At 46.8% G+C, this 21,185-nt stretch carries 24 protein-coding genes; 4 read left to right on the top strand and 20 right to left on the bottom strand.

The genetic code is table 11. The annotated features are described in order from the left end of the window. Positions 1 to 12: 12 nt before the first annotated feature. The 12 genes from flgL to K5R16_RS19930 all read right to left on the bottom strand — a co-directional run bounded on the left by flgL (position 13) and on the right by K5R16_RS19930 (position 9,444). Entirely contained in the window at positions 13 to 930 is a 918-nt protein-coding gene (gene flgL / locus K5R16_RS19985) for a flagellar hook-associated protein FlgL (protein WP_220739879.1), read from the bottom strand. Between the two features lie 9 nt (positions 931 to 939). After that, the gene (gene flgK, locus K5R16_RS19980; protein ID WP_220739877.1) at positions 940 to 2,313 is read right to left on the bottom strand and encodes a flagellar hook-associated protein FlgK; all 1,374 of its coding nucleotides are present in this window, start codon (positions 2,311 to 2,313) and stop codon (positions 940 to 942) included. Between the two features lie 49 nt (positions 2,314 to 2,362). After that, positions 2,363 to 2,776, bottom strand: coding sequence for a rod-binding protein (locus K5R16_RS19975; protein WP_220739875.1), 414 nt, complete (start codon positions 2,774 to 2,776; stop codon positions 2,363 to 2,365). After that, positions 2,776 to 3,906, bottom strand: coding sequence for a flagellar basal body P-ring protein FlgI (locus tag K5R16_RS19970; RefSeq protein ID WP_308440853.1), 1,131 nt, complete (start codon positions 3,904 to 3,906; stop codon positions 2,776 to 2,778). The genes K5R16_RS19975 and K5R16_RS19970 overlap by 1 nt, the downstream gene beginning before the upstream one ends. Positions 3,907 to 3,943: 37 nt before the next feature. Next, entirely contained in the window at positions 3,944 to 4,441 is a 498-nt protein-coding gene (locus K5R16_RS19965; protein ID WP_220739873.1) for a flagellar basal body L-ring protein FlgH, read from the bottom strand. Positions 4,442 to 4,477: 36 nt separating this feature from the next. After that, the gene (gene flgH / locus K5R16_RS19960; protein WP_220739872.1) at positions 4,478 to 5,152 is read right to left on the bottom strand and encodes a flagellar basal body L-ring protein FlgH; all 675 of its coding nucleotides are present in this window, start codon (positions 5,150 to 5,152) and stop codon (positions 4,478 to 4,480) included. A 64-nt stretch (positions 5,153 to 5,216) separates the two neighbouring features. Further along, complete coding sequence (gene flgG / locus K5R16_RS19955) at positions 5,217 to 6,002, bottom strand: flagellar basal-body rod protein FlgG (RefSeq protein WP_220739870.1); 786 nt, start codon at positions 6,000 to 6,002, stop codon at positions 5,217 to 5,219. Positions 6,003 to 6,025: 23 nt separating this feature from the next. Then, positions 6,026 to 6,760: a flagellar basal body rod protein FlgF gene (locus K5R16_RS19950; protein ID WP_220739868.1), complete on the bottom strand. Its 735-nt coding sequence runs from the start codon at positions 6,758 to 6,760 to the stop codon at positions 6,026 to 6,028. Positions 6,761 to 6,769: 9 nt separating this feature from the next. Then, a complete protein-coding gene (flgE, locus tag K5R16_RS19945; protein ID WP_220739866.1) occupies positions 6,770 to 7,978 on the bottom strand; it encodes a flagellar hook protein FlgE in 1,209 nt (402 codons plus the stop codon). Positions 7,979 to 8,000: 22 nt separating this feature from the next. Then, complete coding sequence (locus K5R16_RS19940; protein ID WP_220739864.1) at positions 8,001 to 8,666, bottom strand: flagellar hook capping FlgD N-terminal domain-containing protein; 666 nt, start codon at positions 8,664 to 8,666, stop codon at positions 8,001 to 8,003. Then, complete coding sequence (flgC, locus tag K5R16_RS19935; RefSeq protein WP_220739862.1) at positions 8,666 to 9,085, bottom strand: flagellar basal body rod protein FlgC; 420 nt, start codon at positions 9,083 to 9,085, stop codon at positions 8,666 to 8,668. The genes K5R16_RS19940 and flgC overlap by 1 nt, the downstream gene beginning before the upstream one ends. 8 nt (positions 9,086 to 9,093) lie before the next feature. Beyond that, a complete protein-coding gene (locus K5R16_RS19930) occupies positions 9,094 to 9,444 on the bottom strand; it encodes a flagellar basal body rod protein FlgB (protein WP_220739860.1) in 351 nt (116 codons plus the stop codon). Positions 9,445 to 9,528: 84 nt separating this feature from the next. On the opposite strand from K5R16_RS19930, the gene flgA reads away from it, so the two are divergent. The 4 genes from flgA (at position 9,529) to K5R16_RS19910 (ending at position 12,340) form a co-directional block, all read left to right on the top strand. Beyond that, positions 9,529 to 10,275 (top strand): flagellar basal body P-ring formation chaperone FlgA, encoded by a 747-nt coding sequence (gene flgA / locus K5R16_RS19925; protein WP_220739858.1) that lies wholly within the window; start codon positions 9,529 to 9,531, stop codon positions 10,273 to 10,275. Positions 10,276 to 10,411: 136 nt separating this feature from the next. Beyond that, complete coding sequence (flgM, locus tag K5R16_RS19920) at positions 10,412 to 10,693, top strand: flagellar biosynthesis anti-sigma factor FlgM (RefSeq protein ID WP_220739856.1); 282 nt, start codon at positions 10,412 to 10,414, stop codon at positions 10,691 to 10,693. Continuing rightward, a complete protein-coding gene (locus K5R16_RS19915) occupies positions 10,686 to 11,144 on the top strand; it encodes a flagellar protein FlgN (protein WP_220739854.1) in 459 nt (152 codons plus the stop codon). Before flgM ends, K5R16_RS19915 begins: the two co-directional genes overlap by 8 nt. Before the next feature lie 443 nt (positions 11,145 to 11,587). Continuing rightward, positions 11,588 to 12,340 (top strand): hypothetical protein, encoded by a 753-nt coding sequence (locus K5R16_RS19910; protein WP_220739852.1) that lies wholly within the window; start codon positions 11,588 to 11,590, stop codon positions 12,338 to 12,340. Between the two features lie 485 nt (positions 12,341 to 12,825). Here the strand turns inward: K5R16_RS19910 and K5R16_RS19905 are convergent, their stop codons facing one another. From K5R16_RS19905 to K5R16_RS19870, 8 genes are all read right to left on the bottom strand, one after another. Continuing rightward, entirely contained in the window at positions 12,826 to 13,239 is a 414-nt protein-coding gene (locus K5R16_RS19905; RefSeq protein WP_220739850.1) for a hypothetical protein, read from the bottom strand. Next, positions 13,236 to 14,603 (bottom strand): FliI/YscN family ATPase, encoded by a 1,368-nt coding sequence (locus K5R16_RS19900; RefSeq protein WP_220739848.1) that lies wholly within the window; start codon positions 14,601 to 14,603, stop codon positions 13,236 to 13,238. Before K5R16_RS19900 ends, K5R16_RS19905 begins: the two co-directional genes overlap by 4 nt. Next, on the bottom strand, positions 14,566 to 15,321 hold the full coding sequence (gene fliH / locus K5R16_RS19895; RefSeq protein WP_220739846.1) for a flagellar assembly protein FliH: 756 nt from the start codon (positions 15,319 to 15,321) through the stop codon (positions 14,566 to 14,568). Before fliH ends, K5R16_RS19900 begins: the two co-directional genes overlap by 38 nt. Further along, positions 15,321 to 16,307 (bottom strand): flagellar motor switch protein FliG, encoded by a 987-nt coding sequence (locus K5R16_RS19890; protein WP_248976411.1) that lies wholly within the window; start codon positions 16,305 to 16,307, stop codon positions 15,321 to 15,323. Before K5R16_RS19890 ends, fliH begins: the two co-directional genes overlap by 1 nt. Positions 16,308 to 16,396: 89 nt before the next feature. After that, on the bottom strand, positions 16,397 to 18,112 hold the full coding sequence (fliF, locus tag K5R16_RS19885; RefSeq protein WP_220739843.1) for a flagellar basal-body MS-ring/collar protein FliF: 1,716 nt from the start codon (positions 18,110 to 18,112) through the stop codon (positions 16,397 to 16,399). Positions 18,113 to 18,192: 80 nt separating this feature from the next. Beyond that, positions 18,193 to 18,531 (bottom strand): flagellar hook-basal body complex protein FliE, encoded by a 339-nt coding sequence (gene fliE, locus K5R16_RS19880; RefSeq protein ID WP_220739841.1) that lies wholly within the window; start codon positions 18,529 to 18,531, stop codon positions 18,193 to 18,195. Positions 18,532 to 18,556: 25 nt separating this feature from the next. After that, the gene (locus tag K5R16_RS19875; RefSeq protein WP_220739839.1) at positions 18,557 to 19,864 is read right to left on the bottom strand and encodes a sigma-54-dependent Fis family transcriptional regulator; all 1,308 of its coding nucleotides are present in this window, start codon (positions 19,862 to 19,864) and stop codon (positions 18,557 to 18,559) included. Next, complete coding sequence (locus tag K5R16_RS19870) at positions 19,861 to 20,688, bottom strand: OmpA family protein (protein ID WP_259649946.1); 828 nt, start codon at positions 20,686 to 20,688, stop codon at positions 19,861 to 19,863. The genes K5R16_RS19875 and K5R16_RS19870 overlap by 4 nt, the downstream gene beginning before the upstream one ends. Positions 20,689 to 21,185: the final 497 nt, after the last annotated feature.

Here is a 21,185-nt window from a genome sequence, read left to right as displayed (position 1 = left end):
AGCGGTACCTTGTTACATATGGTTAAACAGTGATAGTTGCGTCACCTGCACGAATGTTTGCTGGGTGACCTTAAGTGCAGTTAGCTTTAGATTAAACTCTGCAGTGGCCTGGGCGTAATCTAGCCCTTCCGTTTCGCCGATAACCTCTTCATTGAACAGTACTCGCTCTTCGTGGGAGGTTTGAATCAGGCTAATGGTATTTTGTTTGCCACCAATGTCAGTTATCGCAGAGCTAATACTGGTGAGTGTATCATCTAAACTAGTTAGCATGTCGGTTGCACCTTGGCTAAAGGCGGGGTCACCTGGTGCTAAACTTGGATCGTTTAATACAGCGATAAAGTCTTTGGTTTGGTTAAGGATATCGGCACTACCATTGGAAAACATAAATTCCGATGCTGTGACATTAGCTGTCATCCAAGAGGAGCCTGAAGTTTGCACTTCGCGATGATTATTATCACCTTGATAAACGTAATTACCACTGGCATCTTGGCTAATAGGGGCTGTGTCGGTGAGATTACCTGAGAAAAGGTAGTTACCACCTTCATCTTTAGCATTCACAGTGTCAGTAAATGCTTCTAACAACTCGGTCATCTCAGCGGCATAGGCTGCTCTATCTTCTGGCGACAGGCTGCCATTATTTGCTGCCACGGTAATTTCTCGCATACGAGATTGCAGTTCAACCATACTCGACATGTAGGTCTCGGCGCGGCTGAAACTGGTGCTCAGTGACTCAGTATTTTTGATGTACTGATTAGTTGCCGCTAAATCACGCTGACCGCCAATAACCTTAACCGATCCAATTGGATCATCGGAGGGACGCAGTATCGACTTACCCGTCGCCATCATCTGGTTTAGCTTAGAGATGTCAGCCGTTGAGTTTTGTAAGCTTTGCAAGTTATTGCTGTAAAGGTTGAGCATACTTACGCGCATAAGAGATCCTTAGATACTGTTTAAAATGGTCTGGAAAAGCTGATCTGCAGTCGAAATGACCTTAGCGTTTGCCTGATAGGATTGTTGATAGATAATGAGGTTCGTTCCCTCTTCATCCATGTTTACCCCACTAGTACTTGCCCATTGTGATTGTGCTTCCATTTGCAGTTTGACGGCTGTGTCTTCTGCCATTTGCGCTTGGCGAGAAGCTGAACCTAATTCACCCACTTTACTGGCAAAGGCATCTCCCATGGTGGTATCAACGCCAAGAGAGCTAAAGGTAAAGTTAGCACTTGCTAATTCCACTAGCTCTTTGAGGTTACTGTTGTCACCGGGAGTGCCATCTTGACCAAATGCCAACATATCAGCATTAAAGCCGTTGGTGATTTTTATGCTACCCGCAGGGTTATTTGGGTCATAACTGAATAGATCTTGAGTGGGTGGATTGCCATTCAGATCCGTTCCGCCAGCAAGTACCGCATTGAATTCATCTGCGATGGTTTTGGCAAGCTCGTCGATAAAAGCCATTGAATCAACTAGGCTGTTATCGCGGTAATCAACTAACGCTCCTAAGCTGCCACCGGCTTTTTCATCGAGAGGAAAGTTAGATTGACCGAACTGGATACTAATCTGGCTAAATTGCGGATTAGCGGGATCGGGTGATACTTGAATTTTTGATGCTGTTGTTCCAGCAAGCAAAGGTTGACCCTGTGCCAGCGAGATATTCACCAGTCCATTAGACCCTTCAACGACTTTAACATCGATTATCTCAGATAGGTCGTCGATAGCCGCATCACGTGCATCAAGAAGCGCCAAAGGCACATTACCATTGGCGTTTGCCGCTTGGATTTCGGCATTGAATTTAGCGATGCTTTCTAGTTGGGCATTAATCTCTTTGGCTGAAGCGCCAATCTGACCTTCGACCTGAGTGATCTGAGAGCTAACGCCTTCACTGATAGAGTTAAACCTTTGGCCGATGGCTCTTGCTTCATTGAGTACACCTTGACGGTAAGCAATTTCGTTTGGTTGCTCCATGGCAGAGTTAAGCGAAGCAAATAACAAGTCTAACCCGGCAGAGATACTATTGCCTTCAGAGCCGAATACTTGTTCCACTTGACCAAAGTAACTGGATTGCACTTTAGCAAATCCTAGGTTGCTGGTGGTATTCCACAACTGGGCAACTTCATATTGGTCGGATATACGACGCACGCCGTCTACCATCACCCCGGAGCCACTGCCGTAAACACCGTTACCTACAGAGCTCATCATGACTTGCTGGCGCGAGTAACCAGGCACCATGGCATTAGCAACGTTGTTCGAGGTGGCATTAAGGGCCGCCATACTGGCGTTGAGTCCCGACATACCAATATTGAGCATGCTCATATTGTGTCCTTATATCTTGTCATTAGCGGCATCGCTGCCGCTGGCGTTACTACTCGTTTACCTTGGGAATGAACGGCACAATAAGTGCTGGTTGCATTGCGGTGGTATTGGCATTTGCAGTTGTATGATTATTAGAAGCGACCATCTCTGGCTGAGACTTAAGTGCGCCCTCCAATTGTTTACTCATTACGCTCGCAAGACCGGTGCTTTGCATCTGGCTGAGTCGCCCAGCAAGCTCGGCATCATGCCAATCACGGTACATGCCATTGTTCTGGGAAGAGAGGGGACTATCTTTATCTGCCATGACATCTGACGCTGAGCGCATCTGCTTCAGTACCGTTTGCAGGAACTGGGCTTCAAACTGTTGGCTGACTAACTTAAGTGCGCCGTGTTCACCATTGGCTTGAATTAGCTCGGAGGCGCTAAGTTGATTGAGATAACTATGGTTATTGTCTAGTTTCATTAGATCACCACCAGTTCAGCTTCAAGGGCGCCGGCTTCATTAAGTGCCTGGAGAATGGCCATCAAATCCATTGGCGAGGCACCAAGACTATTTACTGCGCGGACGATATCGTTGAGCGCAATGCCTTCAGGCCAAACAAACATATGGCCATTGCCGGTATCGATGCCGACTTGGCTATCTGACACCACCACGGTTTCGCCTTGGGCTTGGCCCAAAAATGCGCCATTAGGCTGGCTAACAAACTCTTGCTCTACAATGGTGACGGTTAAATTACCGTGGCTAACGGCGGCTTTTCGTACCACCACATCGCCACCCATGACCACCGTACCTGTGCGACTATTGAACACAACGCGAGGAGCTTTTCGTCCTTGCTCAATCTGCAGTTCCTCAAGCATCGACATGAACGTTACTCGCTCTCGATTTGAGTTTGGCGCACGCACTAAGACTTTGGCGCTGCTATCAGCTTCAGCAACACTAGGACCAAAAAGGTCGTTGATGGCACGCTCAATATTACGTGCCGTTTTAAAGCTTGGCGCTCTAAGATTGAGGACGATCTGCGCAGTTTCGTTAAAGTTACTGTGCATTGATGCTTCCAATAGTGCGCCATTAGGAATATTACCGACGGTGGGGACATTGATCGTCACCGACGTACCGTTGCGACCTTGGGCTGAAACGCCCCCGACCACTAAGTTACCTTGAGCCACCGCATAGATCTCACCGTCAACAGCGCGCAGCGGGGTCATAAGTAGTGTGCCGCCGCGCAGACTCTTTGCATCACCTAATGAAGAGACGGTGATATCGAGCGTTTGTCCTGGGCTGGCGAGAGCTGGCACCGTAGCGTGTACTGCTACGGCTGCCACGTTTTTCAGTTTAGGGTCGATTTTGTCATCGATTTGCACCCCAAACTGTTTCAACATATTAACGATCGACTGACTCGTAAACCTAACTTGGGTTCTATCACCCGTGCCATTTAAGCCCACCACCAAACCGTAACCTACTAGTTGGTTTTCACGGATCCCTTGCACATCGACAATATCCATCAGGTAACGGTTTTGTACCGCTGCTTGAGCATTAAAAAGCGGCGTGATAGCTAATAAGCAACCAAAGAGGAATAAGGGGGTTTTGTTCATTTCACGTACCTTGAATTTTGGTTGTTCATATCCTGACTCATAGTGGTTGCCAATGGCTGCTAAAATAGCGTGATGTCCAATACTGACGGCAGTCTTCTGCCGTTGCACTTGAGTGGCTATAAATAATTCTTGCATCAGTAATGCATTGCGATGAGATGGTATTGCCGTAACTGATATTATCTTGGGTGACGGTTCCTAGCAGGCGTAAATATTCGTCACCTTTAGCAGGCTGTAGCCACTTCTCGCCGCGTATGAGCAGAATGCCTCTAGGCAGGATTTGTTCGACTCTAACGGTTATTGATCCTGTGAGTAGGTTTTGCTGACGAGTTAAGTCTGAATCTTCTGGACTATTTTTTTTAGTCATCGCAGCCGCTTTCTGATTTGACTTAACACTCTCATCTAACGCGACAATCAAACTATCACCGACGTGAATAGCACGTTTTTTTCGAAACAATGAGTTGGTAAAACTCTGCAGTGAAAAGTGTGGCATCGCTGTGAGTAATTTGTCGTTTAAAAAGTGGTTACTTCTACCCATGTTATATCCCCTGGTTTTGGCGATTAAGATCATGCTTCATAATGGGAACCAAGGGCTATTGAAATAGCGTGACGCCCAACCCATGCGATTGCTATCAGAGATCGCACCTTGGCCGCCGTAGATGATTCGAGCGTCGGCAATACGTTGCGATGAAATTGTATTGTCATTGCCAATATCATCGGTACGGATCAAACCGAGTAGGCGTAAGTACTCATCGCCTTGATTGAGTCGCAGCCACTTTTCACCACGGATTAGTAGTGCGCCATTGGGCAGAACTTTAGCAACGGTAACAGTGATAGAGCCTGATAGCTGGTTTTGCTGAGTACTCGAACCTGTACCGTTAAAGGTGCGTCCCATGTTGGCTTCGCCACTACCACTAACATTATTACTGCCTGTGGTACCTTGGCCGTCAATAGATAGACCGCTGGCTTTATTGGTTTTAGTATCAGCGCGCTTGCTTGAATAGGTTTTTTCATCCAAGGCAACAGTTAAGATATCGCCTTCACGGAAAGCACGTTTATCTTTAAACAGGGTTAACATAAAACCCGGGCGATAAACGCTGCCATCCTTAGCATCGGGTAGGCTGTAGTCAATTTCTGGTGGTGCCCACTCAGGTTTCCCAGGCTGGGTATCTGGCTCAGGAAAGTGCGCGACACAGCCTGAAAGTAGCACAAGCATTGCGATTCCAAACCCTATCCGTAGTTGTTGCATGGTGATCCTTTTCGAGTCAATTAGTTGAGCTAAGCGCTATCTGAGCCATCTGCCTAAGCAAGTATTACAAGGCTTGGTTTAGGAATTTGAGCATGTCATCAGATGCTGAAACCACCTTGGCGTTCATCTCGTAGGCTCGTTGCGTTGAAATCATCTCCACCATCTCTTCCACTACGTTGACGTTGGCGCCCTCTAAGGCACCTTGACGAATTTGACCGAGTGCTTGGTCGCCTGCAACGCCTTCAATGGCTGCACCTGAAGCTCCTGTTTCACGGTATAAGTTGTTACCGCGAGCTTCTAACCCTGCTGGGTTAGTAAAGTTAACTAAGGTTATTTGCCCTAGTTCTTGTGAATCCGCTTGGCCAGCCATCTGCGCAGAAACGATGCCGTCGGTTGCGATGGTGATAGTGAGCGCTTCTTCTGGGATCTCAATATTTGGTACTAGCGGTAAGCCTTGGGAGGTCACCATTAGCCCGTCGCTATTACGGTAAAACTGCCCATCGCGCGAGAAACTGATGTCGCCATTTGACTCTTCAATTTGGAAAAAGCCTTGACCCTCAATCGCAAGATCTAACTGTTGATTAGTGGTCAGCATGTCGCCAGAGGTAAATACCTTTTGGGTACCGACAACTCGTGTACCAGTACCTAACTGCAGGCCTGAAGGTAGTTCATTTTGCTCATCAACTTGGCCACCTGGTTGGCGCTGTACCTGATAAAACAGATCGTTAAATGCGACACGGTCGCGCTTAAAACCTGTGGTGTTAACGTTAGCCAAGTTGTTGGCTATGGTGGTCATTTTGGTATCTTGGGCGGTCAAACCTGTCTTGCTGACCCATAGTGCTGATTGCATCTGTTTAATCCTTTATATTTGCGCTAGGCATCTCTAAGTAGCCTATTGCCTGCTTCTGCAAGTTTTTCGGCGCTTTTCATTAGTTTGACTTGGATTTCGAATTGTCGACTTAGATCCATCGCAGCGATGAGTTCGCCTACAGCTTGCACGTTGCTTGCTTCAAGAAATCCGCTACTCACGGTCACTTCATCGTTGGCGGGCAATGGTTGGCGATCTTGGGTGTATAGCAGGCCGTCGAGACCTTTAGTCATGATGTCCATGTCAGGGTTGACCAGCTTTAACTGGCCCACCTCTTCGATGATGCCGTTTTCATCGGCAACGATACTTAGCCTGCCATCGTCACCCACGAAGAGTTCGCGGTACTCTGGCAATACGATAGGACCATCGACACCTGCAACAGGGCGGCCATCTAAGGTTAATTGACCATTAGCATCGGGCACGATCGCACCTGAGCGGGTGTAGCCTTCGCCATCATCGGTCATGACTGAAAACAAGCCAGCGTCATTAATCGCCAGATCTAAGGTTCTGCCAGTAGGATTGAGTGCACCGCTTTGCTGGCTAAAGCCACTGCTTTGAGTTTGAGCCAGTACGCGAGTTTGCAGGCTGTTGCCTGTGGCTGCCACGGTCATGGCATTGACACGTTCAAGATCCGCTTTAAAGCCAGTGGTGTCAGCATTGGCTAAATTGTTAGCGCGAATGGCTTGTGCTTCCATCACTCGGGCGGCGCCAGTTGCTGCGGTATATAGCATTCTGTCCATGAATGATCCCTAGATTGCGTTGAGCAAGGCTTGTTGCATGGTTGAGTTTGCATCGAGCACTTTGGCGTTTGACTGATAGTTGCGCTGGGCAGTCATCAAGCTCACCATCTCTGCGGTAGTATCGACATTTGACCCTTCAAGGTAACCTGAAGCGACTGAACCCAATGTGCCGGTAGTTGGTGTGCCAACGATTGGCTGGCCTGCAGCATTGGTCGCAGTCCATGCATTATTGCTCACAGGAATAAGCCCGTTGGGGTTGTTAAAGTCGGCTAATACTACTTGGCCTTGCAGCTGCTCTTGACCATTGGTGTAAGTGCCAAAAAGCATACCGCTTTCATCTAAACGAATACCGTTGAGTTCACCAGAGGTATAACCGTTCTGGCTCAAGCTTGAGTTATTGTAGTCAGAGGCATATTGAGTGCTCTTGTCGTAACCCAGTGCTAAATTCAATGTGGATGCACCACCAATAATGGCAGGGTCGGCGATGTTGAGATTCAGTGAATCGCCACCGGTTAACATACCGTCAGAGTCAAAAGTCAGCTGATGTCCGCCAGCAGGAGTCACATCAACGTCGTCCATCATGTAGTGAACAGACCAAGTATTATCGGCTGTTTTGACATAGTACTGAGTCAGCGCATGCTCATTACCGAGTGAGTCATAGGCAGCAACGGTGCTTGATGAGTGGTAAGTGGCGGCATTGTCTGGATCGAATGGATTAGCGACAGTATCGATGCTATCAACGCGCGCGTCTAAATTTGAGATAAGCCCGATAGTAGACGTTGCCTTAGCGGGAAGGGCACCAGCTTCAACTTGTAAGTCGGTAACATTACCTGTTTGCAAGTTGCCTGTTGAACCGACTGAATAGCCTTGTAGACGATTGCCCGCCGGGTCGGTCACAAAACCATTGGCATCTTGGTTGAACATCCCCGCACGAGCATACATGGTATTACCATCTTGGCTGCTAAGCACAAAGAAGCCGTCTCCTTGGATCCCCATATCAAGCTGACGACCGGTATAAGTTAAGCTGCCACCCATAGAGAAGTTTTGGCTGGTGGACATCACATTGACACCGCCAGCTTGTCCGCCATTATAGATAGCTGAAAACTCACTGCGCCCGCTGCGAAAGCCGACAGTTGAAGAGTTAGCAATGTTATTACTGATAGTATTTAGATCTTGTGTGGTCGCTTGTAGGCCACTTAACGCAATATTGAAAGACATCGATTAATCCTTTGCTAACAAGTTATGAGACTTCGGAGATTTCAAGCACTGACAGCGTGCCTAGACCATTGCCAAGCTCTGCCATCATCATTCCAGAGGCGCTGACAAAATGTATTTTTTCGATTTCGGCTTTAATGAAGGTGTCTGCGGTAGCGGTATCTTCACCGTTAGTGGTATTGGCGACGACGCTGTAATCACCGGGTGCAAGGCCATGGGCTGCAGGGTCAATAGTGAATGCAGTATCACCAGCTTCTTGTGAACCCAGCTCAATGGTGTGCACCACATCGCCAAATTCATCGACCAGGTCAATGCTGAGGTTTTCAACCGCACTGCCGAGGTACACTTTGCCGTCTAACGGGGTGTCATCGATGCTGAACTCAGAAGCTGGCACCATGGCATTTTTGCCTACAAGATTGGCTGACTGCACTATGCCAAGGTTTTCCATCATCACCATTTGTGAAGACTGATTTGCGCGCATCTGCTCTAAACTCTCTACTTGAGAGAATTGAGCGAGTTGTGTCACGTACTCAGTGCCATCAATTGGATTGGTTGGGTCTTGGTTTTTAATTTGCGCAATCATCAAGGTCATGAACTCATTTTTAATCGCCGCCGCATCATTGCCGGGAGAGTTCATAACATCTGCTGAGTTAGCGACATCACTACCATTACTGGCTGAAGTAACATTCATTATTTGGCTCCTAGCTGCAGTAAACCTTGCTGCATAGAGCGAGCGCGGTTCATCACTTCGACACTGGTTTCAAATGAACGGCTAGCAGCCATCATGTCAGCCATCTCTTCAACGGTATTAACGTTTGAATAGGCAACGTAACCTTGCTCATCAGCATAGGGATGATCGGGTTCATAACGTAAATCCAATGGTGCATCGGTTTCGACCACTGCGGATACTTCAACGTGAGCCCCAGCCACTTGCCCCTCTTGTGTTTGCTTGTAGATAGTTGAGAACACAGGTTTAAGTGCACGAAACGCTTGGTCTGGGCTTTCTGCAGCCGCACCAGCATTTGCCAAGTTACTGGCAACGGTGTTGAGCCTAATGGTTTGTGCATTCATGCCGGCTCCGGCAATCTGATAAATCTCTGAAAATGACATAATGTTGCCTATTGACCTTCGATAGCGGAGCGTAGACCTGAAATTTTCATATTGAGAAATGTCAGGCTAGTTTGATAATCCATGGCATTTTGTGAATACCGTGCTTGTTCTTTACCCAGTTCTACCGTGTTTTGATCCGCTGAGGTTTGGTATGGGATACGGTAGCTTTCTTGATATTCTCGACTGGCAGGCATTCCAGCGTTGAGCTGGCTCATCATTGCTTTAAAGTCGAGGTCTCGTGCTTTATAACCAGGAGTTTCGGCATTGGCTAAGTTGCCCGCTAGCATTTTGCTACGCTCGACCCTGAAATCTAATGTTTGCGGATGAATGCCTAATGCGGCTTCGAGGTTGATAGCCATTGCGACTCCTAGTATGGTTAATACAATTCAGTTATTCCCTATCTATCCAAATAGTGTGCCAACAGTATTAGCTTAGGATTATCAATGCCTTACTTGTTTTCATTGTTAGTGAACGGAACCTACATTTCCTGTTTCCTCCTCATCTTTTCCTGTTTACTTCCGCAGCATGTTATAGCGCAAGAGGCGATAACTGCGCCGATACAGATCGAGCAGCAACTCAGCCAACGCCTCACTAATGAGCTAGAAGAATGGCAACTACAGGCAGGCCTGTTGCAGGTTAATAGCAAGGTTAAAGTTAAGTTGGCATCGGGCGCTAGTAAGCTTAAATCCTGTAAGACAACATTAGTGATAGAAGGCGGGAGTGCGGTGCCGCTTGGCAATGTGCAGCGCAAGGTGAGTTGTCAACAACCTCGGTGGAGTCTCTATGTTAGGGCAGGGGTTAACGTAAGCGCCCGCTTACCTGTTGCCAAGCGAGCGATTAAGCGTGGCGAACATATTTTGGCCTCCGATATTGAGTGGCAGCTGGTCAAACTGTCGGTTTCAGATCGAGATTTGGTTACCGATATTGACCAGATTGTGGGTCAGCAAGTGGTGCGTAAATTGCGCCGTCATCGTGTTATAAAAGCCCAGCAACTTGGCAAGCCTCAATGGGTCAATATTGGTGATAAGGTTATTATCGAGGCGCGCAGTAATGGTTTCTACGCCAATATGCCTGGTGAGGCACTAGAAGCGGGCGGTGAGGGGGAAGCCATTCGAGTGCGTAACTTGAGTTCTGGCAAAGTCATCTCCGCTTATCCTATCGCTAAAGGGCGGGTCGCTACCCTGTTTTGAAGGCTATTTATGCTCGCATTTTCCCTTAGCGCAAGATATCTGCGCTTTGGTTAAAAAAAACTCCAGTTTTCCCTTCAGAATTGCATTTGCTCAGTCGCTTTACTTCCTATAGTGGGCGTATTTGAAGGCGAGCCAAATGGAAATTAACAAAATTAATAGTGCAATGAGCACTGAAATGGGCACAAGCAAGAGCAACAGAGGCACTGTCCAGCCTTTAAAGCCAAGTTCTGATGTTGCAAAGGCAGCAGCGGTAGTCAGCGATGACTGCAAGCTTATTGCTCATGCTAAGTCACGGCTTGAGCAACTACCTGATGTCGATATGAATAAGGTCGCTGAAGTGAGGCAAAGTTTGATTGACGGCAATTTTGATCTCAATCTTGATAAAGTCGCAGACGCAATGGTATTGCAGCATGGTTGAGCCAATCAGCAAGAGTACTAAGCGAGAAACTATTCAAGGTATCGTACGCGGGATCCGCCAAGATATTGATGGATATAAACAACTTAAAAGTTTGTTAAAACGTCAGCGAGAGCTGATGCAAAGTCGAGATAATCAAGGCTTACATCATCACAATGAGCACCAGTCTCGTTTGTGCCATAACCTAATGATAAAAGCTGGTGAGCGCCGCAGTATGCTCAAGTCTTTAGGCTTTGAAGCGACAGCCGGTGGAATGCGCTCTTTGATTGAGCGATTACCAGAACCTTTGTCAGAGCAAGTGTCGATGTTGTGGAATAATTTGATTTCATTGGTCAAAGAGAGCAAGCAGATGAATGAATCCAACGGCAAGCTATTGGTAGGCCAGCAGGAGGTGATTAATCAGCTATTGCAACGCGATGAGCAGCCTTCGGTAGACTACGGTGATACACGATAGTTTATCGTGAGTCAGCATACCTGCTGACTTTTTGGATAAAAGCGAGTCATCATCAAAAGTTTAAAGGTAGGTCAAGAGAATGTATCGCAATCATATGCATTTCACCTGCCTAGAGCTTTTGCAAGCCGCCGTAAATATATCCCTATAGGCTCTACTAAATTATCCATGATTTAGAAGCTTGCATAGCTCAAAGCAAGTGAGTAGCTAATATTAGATCCCAACTCGTTATTGGACAAAAATCATTTAAAGTAATGATTCTAGTTATGCGAACTTGAATTAGAAGAAGTATCTTAATTTACTTGGAAGCTATAATTAGCTCCGCCCTTTATTCCCGGCTTTTTTCACTTTCTGTTTTTAAAAGAATAGTAGGGGTGAGGATGCAATGAGATTGACATTAGAGTAGGTTGGTAACAACTGAATTTGTTTATTGATAGGGGCTATATTTGGCGTCAAAAGATAAGGCTATACAGGGGAGAGCTGACCTTTCGCAATTTGTTATCCACCTTACTCGAAATGACTCCTCTGACGGTGGATATACTGCACCAGAGAATTTTAAATCGATGTTGGCCGATATGATCATTGAGGCTTACGCCCCTCATTGCCTGCATTCACAAGAGATTCCTGATAGGTACAAAGCTCGATACAACGTTGCCTGCTTTACAGAAGTGCCTTTAACTCAACTGCATCAACTTACCAAACATATCCGTGGCAGAAAAGTGCAGCTGCAGCCTTATGGTTTTGTTTTCCGCCGGGAGTTCATAGTAGAGAACGGTGCTCAACCAGTGATAAATATCAACTCATACGGTGGCAACAGAGAAGTGCGGGATGCTGCAGATGAGCTGTTTGAAATAGTTAAAAAGAATGGATTCGATAAAGGGAAAGTTTGTAGGTTATTACCATTCTTAAATGCCATGCATGAGGCCTACGACTTCAGCTGGGAGCGGGAGTGGCGAATAGTTGGAGGCTTGGAATTTGAGCCCGTTGATGTAGTTGCAGTAGTCTTGCCTAAGGGGGGGGAGGAAGGTCTTAGAGCAAAGTTCATAAAAAAAGGTATTCCGGTCCTATCGCCTGGCCTGACATATGAAGAAATTGTTTATGAGTTTTCACTCCAACAGCGAGCAACCAAAACAGCTTGGGTTATGAGGAGAAGGAAAACTAAATCTAGCCCTAAAAAGTCCGGCCGAAGCAATAAGTAGTCAGCTTTAGCAAAACAGGTGCAGTTGATCATTTAATTTGCCCTCGCCTTTAGAGCATTTTTCATCATTAGCTCTGCTAGGGTAAAACTTGCTCACCTTTAATCATGTGAAGCGCTGCTGAAACACATAAAGGGGCATTTCCGCGTTAAGCATCAAACCGAAAAGGTATAAATTGAAACACCAGTTACCCAGTGTAGGCACGGTCGTGACCGTCTATGACAGGGATGTCATGGCCGAGCTTACAGGGATGTATTTATAGCGTGTCACGGCAGTGTCTGCACATGCGGTCATTGCTACACATTTGACCCATAGGGATATGGGAAATGTCATAATGATGTCGGGAATATCATCGACCATGTATTCACGACATTCGGATACCCTGTTCAGCAGCCACTGCTGGTGATTAAATACACCTTTATCCAAAGGTAAACACGTTTTAAAGCAACCTCAAATTAGAGTTAACGGTTAGACCTCATAAAGATCAATCACGATAGAGCGTAACGACTGGCAAGGTCATCTTGTTGCTTTTGCTCTTGCCGCTCTAAGTGGGCTTGCTGTTGCTGTTTTCGTTCTTGATATAGCCACTTTATCCCTTGCTGACGCCCCAGTTGTTGGCGCCATAAAGTATCCATTCTTTGATGTTCCTGCTGCAGTAATAACTGCTTGCGAGTCAGCTGCTTTTGCATTGGTGCAATCGTTTCTATCATCTGGGCGCTATTTTGCAGCGTTATTGGTGACAGTGCGTTGCAACTTAGCTCGGTATACTCTTTTACCATCTGGCTTAATAGCTGTTTTTGTTGCGACACGGAGTCGATTCGGCATTGGGTTTCACTGCGCTGTTGACCTAACTGACCCAGCTTTTTCTCCTCTTGTTGGCAAAGCCTTAATAACTGTTTCATGACGGCTCCGTATTGGCTGGGGTATATCCCATGCTATTCACTAGCTGAGCGAGTGCATCGATACTGTGTGCATGGTCGGCTGCAACTGAAATTGATTGCTTTAAGAAGGTGGCCATGTGTGGGTAAGCACTGACCGACAGATCCATTTCTGGATCATGGCCGGCTTGATAGCCACCTAGCGGCAGAAGGTCTCGGATCTCGTTATAGCGGCTATTAATATGCCTAAACCACTGTCCTTGATGTAGTGTTTCTTCACTTGCAACTTGGGTCGCTAGTCGACTTACCGAAGCGGCAATATCTATCGCTGGGAAGTGACCTTGTTCGGCCAGTTTTCGGCTTAAAACGATATGACCATCTAAGATCGCTCTAGCTGAATCAGCAATAGGATCTTGTTGATCATCACCCTCGGTGAGTACGGTATAGAACGCGGTTAGTGTTCCTGTAGGGTGTTGGCTGTTGCCTGCCATCTCGACCAAGCTTGGCAGCTGGGCGAACGCCGAGGGCGGATAACCTTTAGTGGCGGGCGGCTCACCTAAACTTAAGGCTATTTCTCGTTGAGCTTGGGCGTAGCGAGTCAATGAATCGACTAGTAGCAATACCTGTTTGCCTTGATCGCGATAGGCTGCAGCAATTTGATGACATAAGCGCATCGCGCGCATACGCATCAGTGGTGTGGTATCGGCAGGGGCGGCAACCACAACCGCACGTTTACGCCCCTCTTCTCCGAGAGAATCGTCGATAAACTCGCGAACTTCTCTGCCACGTTCACCAATCAAACCTACAACCACGACATCTGCTTCGGTGAAGCGGGTCATCATGCCTAGCAGGACACTTTTACCGACTCCTGAACCTGCAAAAAGTCCTAGGCGTTGTCCGCGGCCAACCGGGAGCAGTGCATTGATGGCTCTAATGCCCACATCGAGTGGTTCTTTGATTGGTTTACGTAATAAGGGATTGGTGGTTTTAAATTGCAGCGGCACATGGGGCATATGCTTGATACAGCCGAGATCATCTAGTGGTTGGCCAAGGCCATTTAGCACTCTACCGAGTAAACCTTGGCCTGAGGGGATTTGGTAGCGCCCTTCAATTGGCATCACACGCGCCCCTGGCATCAGGCTATGTGTCGGTTCGATTGGCATTAAGCACAGAGTATCTTTGTAAAAGCCGACGACTTCAGCTTCAACTCTGTGGTTGTCTCGACATTCGATATAACAGCGATCGCCGGTACCTAGTTGGCAACCTACTGCTTCGAGCAGCAGGCCATTAACTCGCGTTAAGCGACCATAAACCTGTGCGACTGGAACGCTAGGCCAGTCAAGAATATTACTATGCAGTTTCAACCTGAGCCTCAGCGGGGGTGACATTGTCAGCGACTGTTTGTTGCAGATGTTCTTCTACTTGCGCCATACAGGTGTTGAGTCGGGTTTCAACAGAGGCATCTGCATCTGAAGTGTCACTCACAATACGGCAACCACCGGCACTAATGCTAGCATCAGCCACTAAGCTCCAATCTTGGATCTTATCGGCTGCTAATTCGCGGAGTTTGTTGACGGCACTCGGTTCTAAATGGATTTTTACTTCGGTGGGATCATCTGGCAAGGCGGCTAATGTCTCTTCGACTAACCCGAGGATCTGCTGCGGTTGTAAGGTTAATTCACAGCGGATGACTTGCAGTGACACGCGTTTTACCAGTTCTAAAATCAACGACTGTTGCTGGCTGACTTGCTGGGCATGGCCCTCTTCAAGCAGTGACTTAAGTGCGCCTAATGGGGCGATCATATTATTGAGGTCGGTGTCTATGCTGTCTTTGCCTTTTTGCTGACCCTCAATTCGACCTTGATTAAAGCCTGCGGCATAACCTGATTGGTGCCCCTCTTCGGTGCCAGACTCAAAGCCAGCTTGGTGACCTTTTTGCACCCCTTCGTCATAACCTTTGTCAAAGGCCTGCTGAAAGTCCTGCCAGCTACCTTCACTTTGCTCTTGGTTATTTTCAGGAGTGACTAGCGGCGAGAAACGATGCTTGCGAGCATGATCGCCGGTCAGTCTCCAGTGAGGTAGCTGTTTTCCGATAGCACTAGTCATTAGTCAACCACCTGTTCTTCAAATAATTGCAGCTCGATATCGCCTTCATCCATCATCTGTTTGGCAATTTCCATTATCTCTTTGCGAGCAGCAATTGCTTGGCTTAATGGAATTGTACCAATAGCTTCTATCTGGGTTTCGATTGCCGAAGACATACGTTTAGGCAGGGCTTCCAGTAGTGCTGATTTAAGTTCAGCATCAATTCCCTTAAGCGCTAGAGCCAGCACATCAGCAGGCACGGCAGCCATGATCTCTTGTAGTGTCTCTGCTTTTTGTCGACCTAGAATAATGAAGTCGAACATATTATCGGCGACGTTATTAGCGAGCTGTTTATCATGCAGTTTTATCATCTCCATCAGCTGCTCTCTATCACCATCGAAACGGTTGAGAATGTCAGCCACTTGGCGAATACCGCTGACTTGCGTATGGCTCTTCTCCATTGCCATCAACATGCAGCGTTCGACGAGTTGGCGCAGTTCATCAACGACCTCTCGATCGAGATCCCCTAGCTGAGCAATACGCACGAGTACTTCATCTTGACCGGCTTCCGGTAAACCTTGTAGCACCTGCGCAGCGCTTTCTGCTGGTAGTAGCCCTAATAGTACTGCTTGCAATTGGCTGTGCTCATTAGAGATCTCATGGGCGAGTAGTTGAGGATCTACCCACTCTAACCGTTTAACTAAGGTTTTAATTTCGTCGCCATAAATACTGTCGATAAGACTCTTTGCTACCCGGTCGCCTAATGCTAAGTCGAGGGTTTTCTGTAAGTAAGATCGTGATGCGCGAGCGATGCCTGACTGCTCCTGATATCGTTTGAAAAAACGCCCCAACACTGCTTCTGCCTCATGCTGAGTGATGCTAGAGAGGCGAGCCATCTTGTGGCTCAGGTGTTGTACGTCATTGCGATCTAAGTGCGCCATAACATGGGCGGCACCTTTTTCTCCCATGCTAAGCAGTAACATGGCAGCTTGATCTAGGTTATCCATCTTGATTACGGGGTCGCTATTATTCACAGTTCGGGCTACCTATATTCAAAGCTAAAATACGATTAGATAAAATGGCATCGGGCTTAGGTTTAATGCTCATCTTTATCACTGATCCAATGGCCAATCACTTCTGCCACTCTTGCGGGCTCTTGATTTGCAAGTAAGCTTAGATGTTCCATCTTGACTGCCAGTGGTGAGCCTGCTGCTGGTAGGCCGATATCTGAGTTCCAATCTCCGTGGCTTGGGTCTTTGTCTAGCCCCATTAATTTGTCGGCTAAAGCCTGTGGGTCGTCTTGAGTGCTGGCTTTACGATCAAGCTCTGTAGTGGCAAGCTCTGCGGGTGGAATGCGCTTGGGCTCTATAGCCGTGCCATCATCTTTGAGGTTATATTCAACGGTGCGCGTAAGGTGTGAAACCAGCGGTCGTAGAACAAAGATGATCATTCCCAGCCCTAAGATAGCGCCGATGAAGTAACGTAAATAAGCTTGGTAGCTTTCACCTTGCCACCAAGGCATTGGCTCAAATTGCGCGACGGTAATAGGTGCAAATTCAAAGCTATTGATACTGAACTGATCGCCTCTCGCTTGAGAGAAGCCAATGGCATCTTGCACCATGCTACTGAGTTGATCGAGTTGTGGTTGCGTCCAGCCCGTTGTGCCTGCTGCTTGGCTATTGAGTAGTACAGAAACCGATAGATTTTCGAGTTGCATCTGTTGAAAACGGGTATGCCTTACTGAGCGACCGACATCAAACTGTCGACTCTCTTTTTGATTGATGTTACGACGGTTATTACTCTCTTCCGGAGTCGCAGTGGGTGGCTGATTGCTTAGTGCGCCTGGAATACCCAGTGCCATGTCGGCATTGGTTTCATTGCTGCTTTGATTTTCTTGGGTTACCACTGATACCGGATCCAGTGACTCTTTGGTCTCTTCAACTTGGTTAAAGTTAACCTTGGCAGAGACCTGTACTTGGAAATTATCTTGACCCAGTATCGGTTGCAACATGCTTGAGGCACGGCCGATCAAACTTTGCTCTAACTCTTGGGTGTATTTAAGTTGTCGGTCTCTAGCTTGAGTGATGTCTTGATTGGCACTGATACCGGCACTCAAATGGTTGCCGTTTTGGTCAACAACTTGTACCCGTTCTGGTGTCATCCCAGTGACACTGCCTGCAACCAAATTGACGATAGACTCGATGTTTTCTGGTTGAATGTTGCTGCCTGAGTAGAGGTCTAGCATTACAGACGCTGAGGGCAGTTCTGGCTGCTGACGAATAAATAGGGTTTTCTTTGGTATGGCTAAATGGACTCGTGCACTTCTTACCGCTTTAAGTGCCATGATGGTGCGCGATAGCTCGCCTTCTAAACTGTAACGGTATTTGGCTTGCTCCATAAATTGGCTGGTACCAATACCTGAGTTTTCTAATGAGTCCATGCCTGATGGAACTTTAGCTTTAACACCACGGGCGGCAAGTAGCATGCGTGCTTGGCCGAGCTTGTCTTCAACAACCAGCACTAAACCACTGCTGGCATCAAGGCGATAACTGATCCCTTCAGCCTCTAATACTTCAATGATTTGCGCGGTATCAACATTTTCTTGGTTACCGTATAAAGGACGATAACCTTGGCTGGCACTCCACAACATCAATACAATGACGCAAGCTGCTACGATGGCAAAAACCGCAAGTACGGCTGCTTGTCGGTCACCACGATTAAAATCTCGCCATTTATCTTTGAGCGTATTGAGAGCTGCATTGTTGTTTGCCGGTTCAGGTGTGGATGCCTCGGCTGTTATAGTTGTCGACATAGTCTAGTTATCCTTCCCCGAAAATATCACTTGAGTATTTAGGTGGTAATGTCTGCTTTGATTTTGTTGTATTTGCTTCATTAGATTGGCATCTTCATGACGTCATCGAATGCTTGCACTAAGCGGTTTCTAATTTGAATCATGGTTGAAAATGAGAGACTGGCTTTTTGCGAAGCAACCATTACGCCCACTAAGTCATCACTTGCACCACTGTCTACTGCGCGCATTAATGCTGAGGAGGCATTCTGATCGGCATTTATCGCCGACACTTTATTTTGCATTAGATCGGTAAAAGAGGGCGCTTCGAAGCCTGAATCTGCTGGGTTTGGGCTGATTTTGATTGCTCCCTTAGCCATCTCGCTGTGGACACTAAGTTGTTGCATCATTGAATCGGCGCTTATTGACATTGCATTGGACATGAGTGTTCTCTTCTTTTAAAAGTGGTTAAGCCGCCTGGCCTATTTCTGCAAGGATCTGATCAATATCAATACCTTCTTCGCGCATCTGTACTAGCTTGTAGCGGAGGGCTCTTGTCGTCATTCCCAATGCGGCAGCAGTTTGATTGCGATGACCATTGTGCTGTCTCAGGGTGTCGATGATGTATTGAAATTCAGCGCGGCGCTTCGATGCTTTAAGGCCTTGCTCACTTTGCTCTGCATAAGGCTGGGAATCTTGATCAACTAGACCAAGTTCGGCGGCCTGTAGTGCTTGACCCCTACGCATCACCAAGGCTCTTTGAATAGTGTTCTCTAGTTCACGCACATTGCCAGGCCAGTTGTGGCTGAGCAATAGGCTGCGAGCTTGTTCGCTGAAGTAGCAAGTCTGCTCGCCGGCGAGCATTTTGTATTTTTGTAAAAAGTGCTCAGCGAGCGGCAAGATATCTTCTCGGCGCTCACGCAAAGGTAAGATTTTTAGTGGTAGTACATCTAAACGATAGAAGAGATCTTCTCTAAATTGACCATTTTGAACCGCGCTGCGCAGGTCTTTGTTGGTGGCGGCAATGACTCGAATATCCAATGTAATGGATTTGTGACCACCGAGACGTTCTACCTCTCTTTCTTGCAATACTCGCAGTAACTTGGCTTGCAGTAGCAGTGGCATTTCACCAATTTCATCAAGCAGCAGCGTACCGCCATTAGCCATCTCGAACTTACCGGGCTGATCGCTCATTGCGCCAGTGAAGGCACCTTTAACATGACCAAATAGTAGCGACTCCAAGATGCTCTCTGGTATTGCTGCGCAGTTGATGGCAATAAAAGGTTGTTTGGCTCGATTGGAATGGCGGTGGATGTAGCGCGCTATCGGTTCTTTTCCGGTGCCACTTTCGCCGGTTAATAACACGGTTGCTTCAGTAACTGCTGCGCGATGAGCTAGCATCAACAACTGACGACTTTCAGAAGCAACGCTAACAAGATCATTCTCTGGCAACTCCATACGACGCAATCTGTGCAGCAGAGAACTGAGCTGTTCATCATCGATGGGTAACAATAAGTAATCTTGTATACCCGATTGCATGGCGATACTGGCAAGTTCAGTTTGCTCTGGGTTAAGCAAAGCAACCTGATGTTTACCCGGATACTGACGTAAGCGTTGAGCGACTTCACTGTTGTCACAGTTAGACAAGTTAACCAAACTTAGCCACGGCTGGTTCTGACTATCTTGCTGCCAAAAGTTGAACCCTTGCAGTGCCAACTTTGTTTGGCTTGATTCTGGTAACTTTGAATCGACAAATCTTAAACTCGAACGGTTCATAGGGATGCTCCCGTAGTGGAGGCCGTTTGAGATTTCACTAAACGAATCGATACTCGGCGATTTAACTCTCGCCCTTGACGGCTATTGTTACTGGATATTGGTGCGCGGGTACCATGGTGTCTGACTTGGATCATCTTTGCCGGAACACCAAGCTCTATGAGCATTGAAGCGACTTCATCGGCACGCTCTTTACTTAGAACTAAGTTGGCGATGCGATCACCTGAAGCATCAGCATGACCATCGATAAGCACCTCTGCAATTGAGTGGTCAGCTTGTATGTAGCGATATACCGCGAATAGGTCTGTGCTTTGGGCTGAATTGAGACGGCTTGAGCTGGTATCAAACATGAGATCTAATCGACGTACGTAGCTAAAAGGCTTCGGTAGCAGTTTTTGTCTACATAAACGAAATTGATTAGCGACGGCTTTGGTTGCAACCGGTGCTGAGTCGACGCTGTACTGGCTGCCATCTTTGACTGATACCTTCACTTTCCAAGCTAAACCCTGCTCTAGAGCTTCCAAAAATGGTGCAATAGATTGCTGACTGCGAGCCTGGTTTCCCTGCCACTGGAGCGATGTTGCTGCTACAGGGGCCGTGTGTTGACTTTTCCAGGCTGGATAAGTGACTGATGCTTGGCTCGAAACGTCGTGCATGCTAAGCCAGTCGGCGGCTAATGTGAGTGCCAAGGGCTCTCCAGGCATGACCGTCAGCGATAATGAACCAAAGCTTTGGACATTATGAGTGATAGAGCAGCCAAAGACGTCTCCTGCAAATAACCATTGTGATTGCTCTAGAGGAGTTTGGTAGTTTGTTGTCACTGCCATTGCACTATTTATGAGAGATATATAAATAACTAATAAGCAGTTTAATATATAAGTTAGTAGTTTCAATTGTTAATAACCCTCAGTTAATTCTCTTTGGCAACTCTTTTTTTATTTTGTTTTAATTCTTAAGGCTGCCAATTAAACACGCAATGAACAAGCATGTAAAACATTTTGTTCCATTTATTGTGAAATTTATATTAATGTTTGCGAGTAATTCAATATTTTATTTTTTAATAATTGAAATATGCAGTGTAATTATATACAAAGTGTAACAAAGTTGGTTTTTCCTTTAGCGTGCCATTGACGGTATATGGCGCTCTTCATTGTTTTCATGGTGTTTTATTGCGTGGCGCAGGTTTTTTTGCGGAGGATTTGAAAAAAATGAAAATAAAATTAAAGTTTTTATGAATACGGTCGCTTTAATTGCAAATTAAAAAATAAAGCTTGATGTATTTTTTAATTTAGATCTTTTGAGTTTTAATTGTCGCTATTAAATA

The sequence above is a fragment of the Shewanella sp. c952 genome (genome assembly GCF_019654975.1).
In the GTDB taxonomy this organism is placed as follows: Bacteria; Pseudomonadota; Gammaproteobacteria; order Enterobacterales; family Shewanellaceae; genus Shewanella.
The sequence above is the reverse complement of the archived record's forward strand: the minus strand, read 5'-3'. Positions and strand labels throughout refer to the sequence as shown.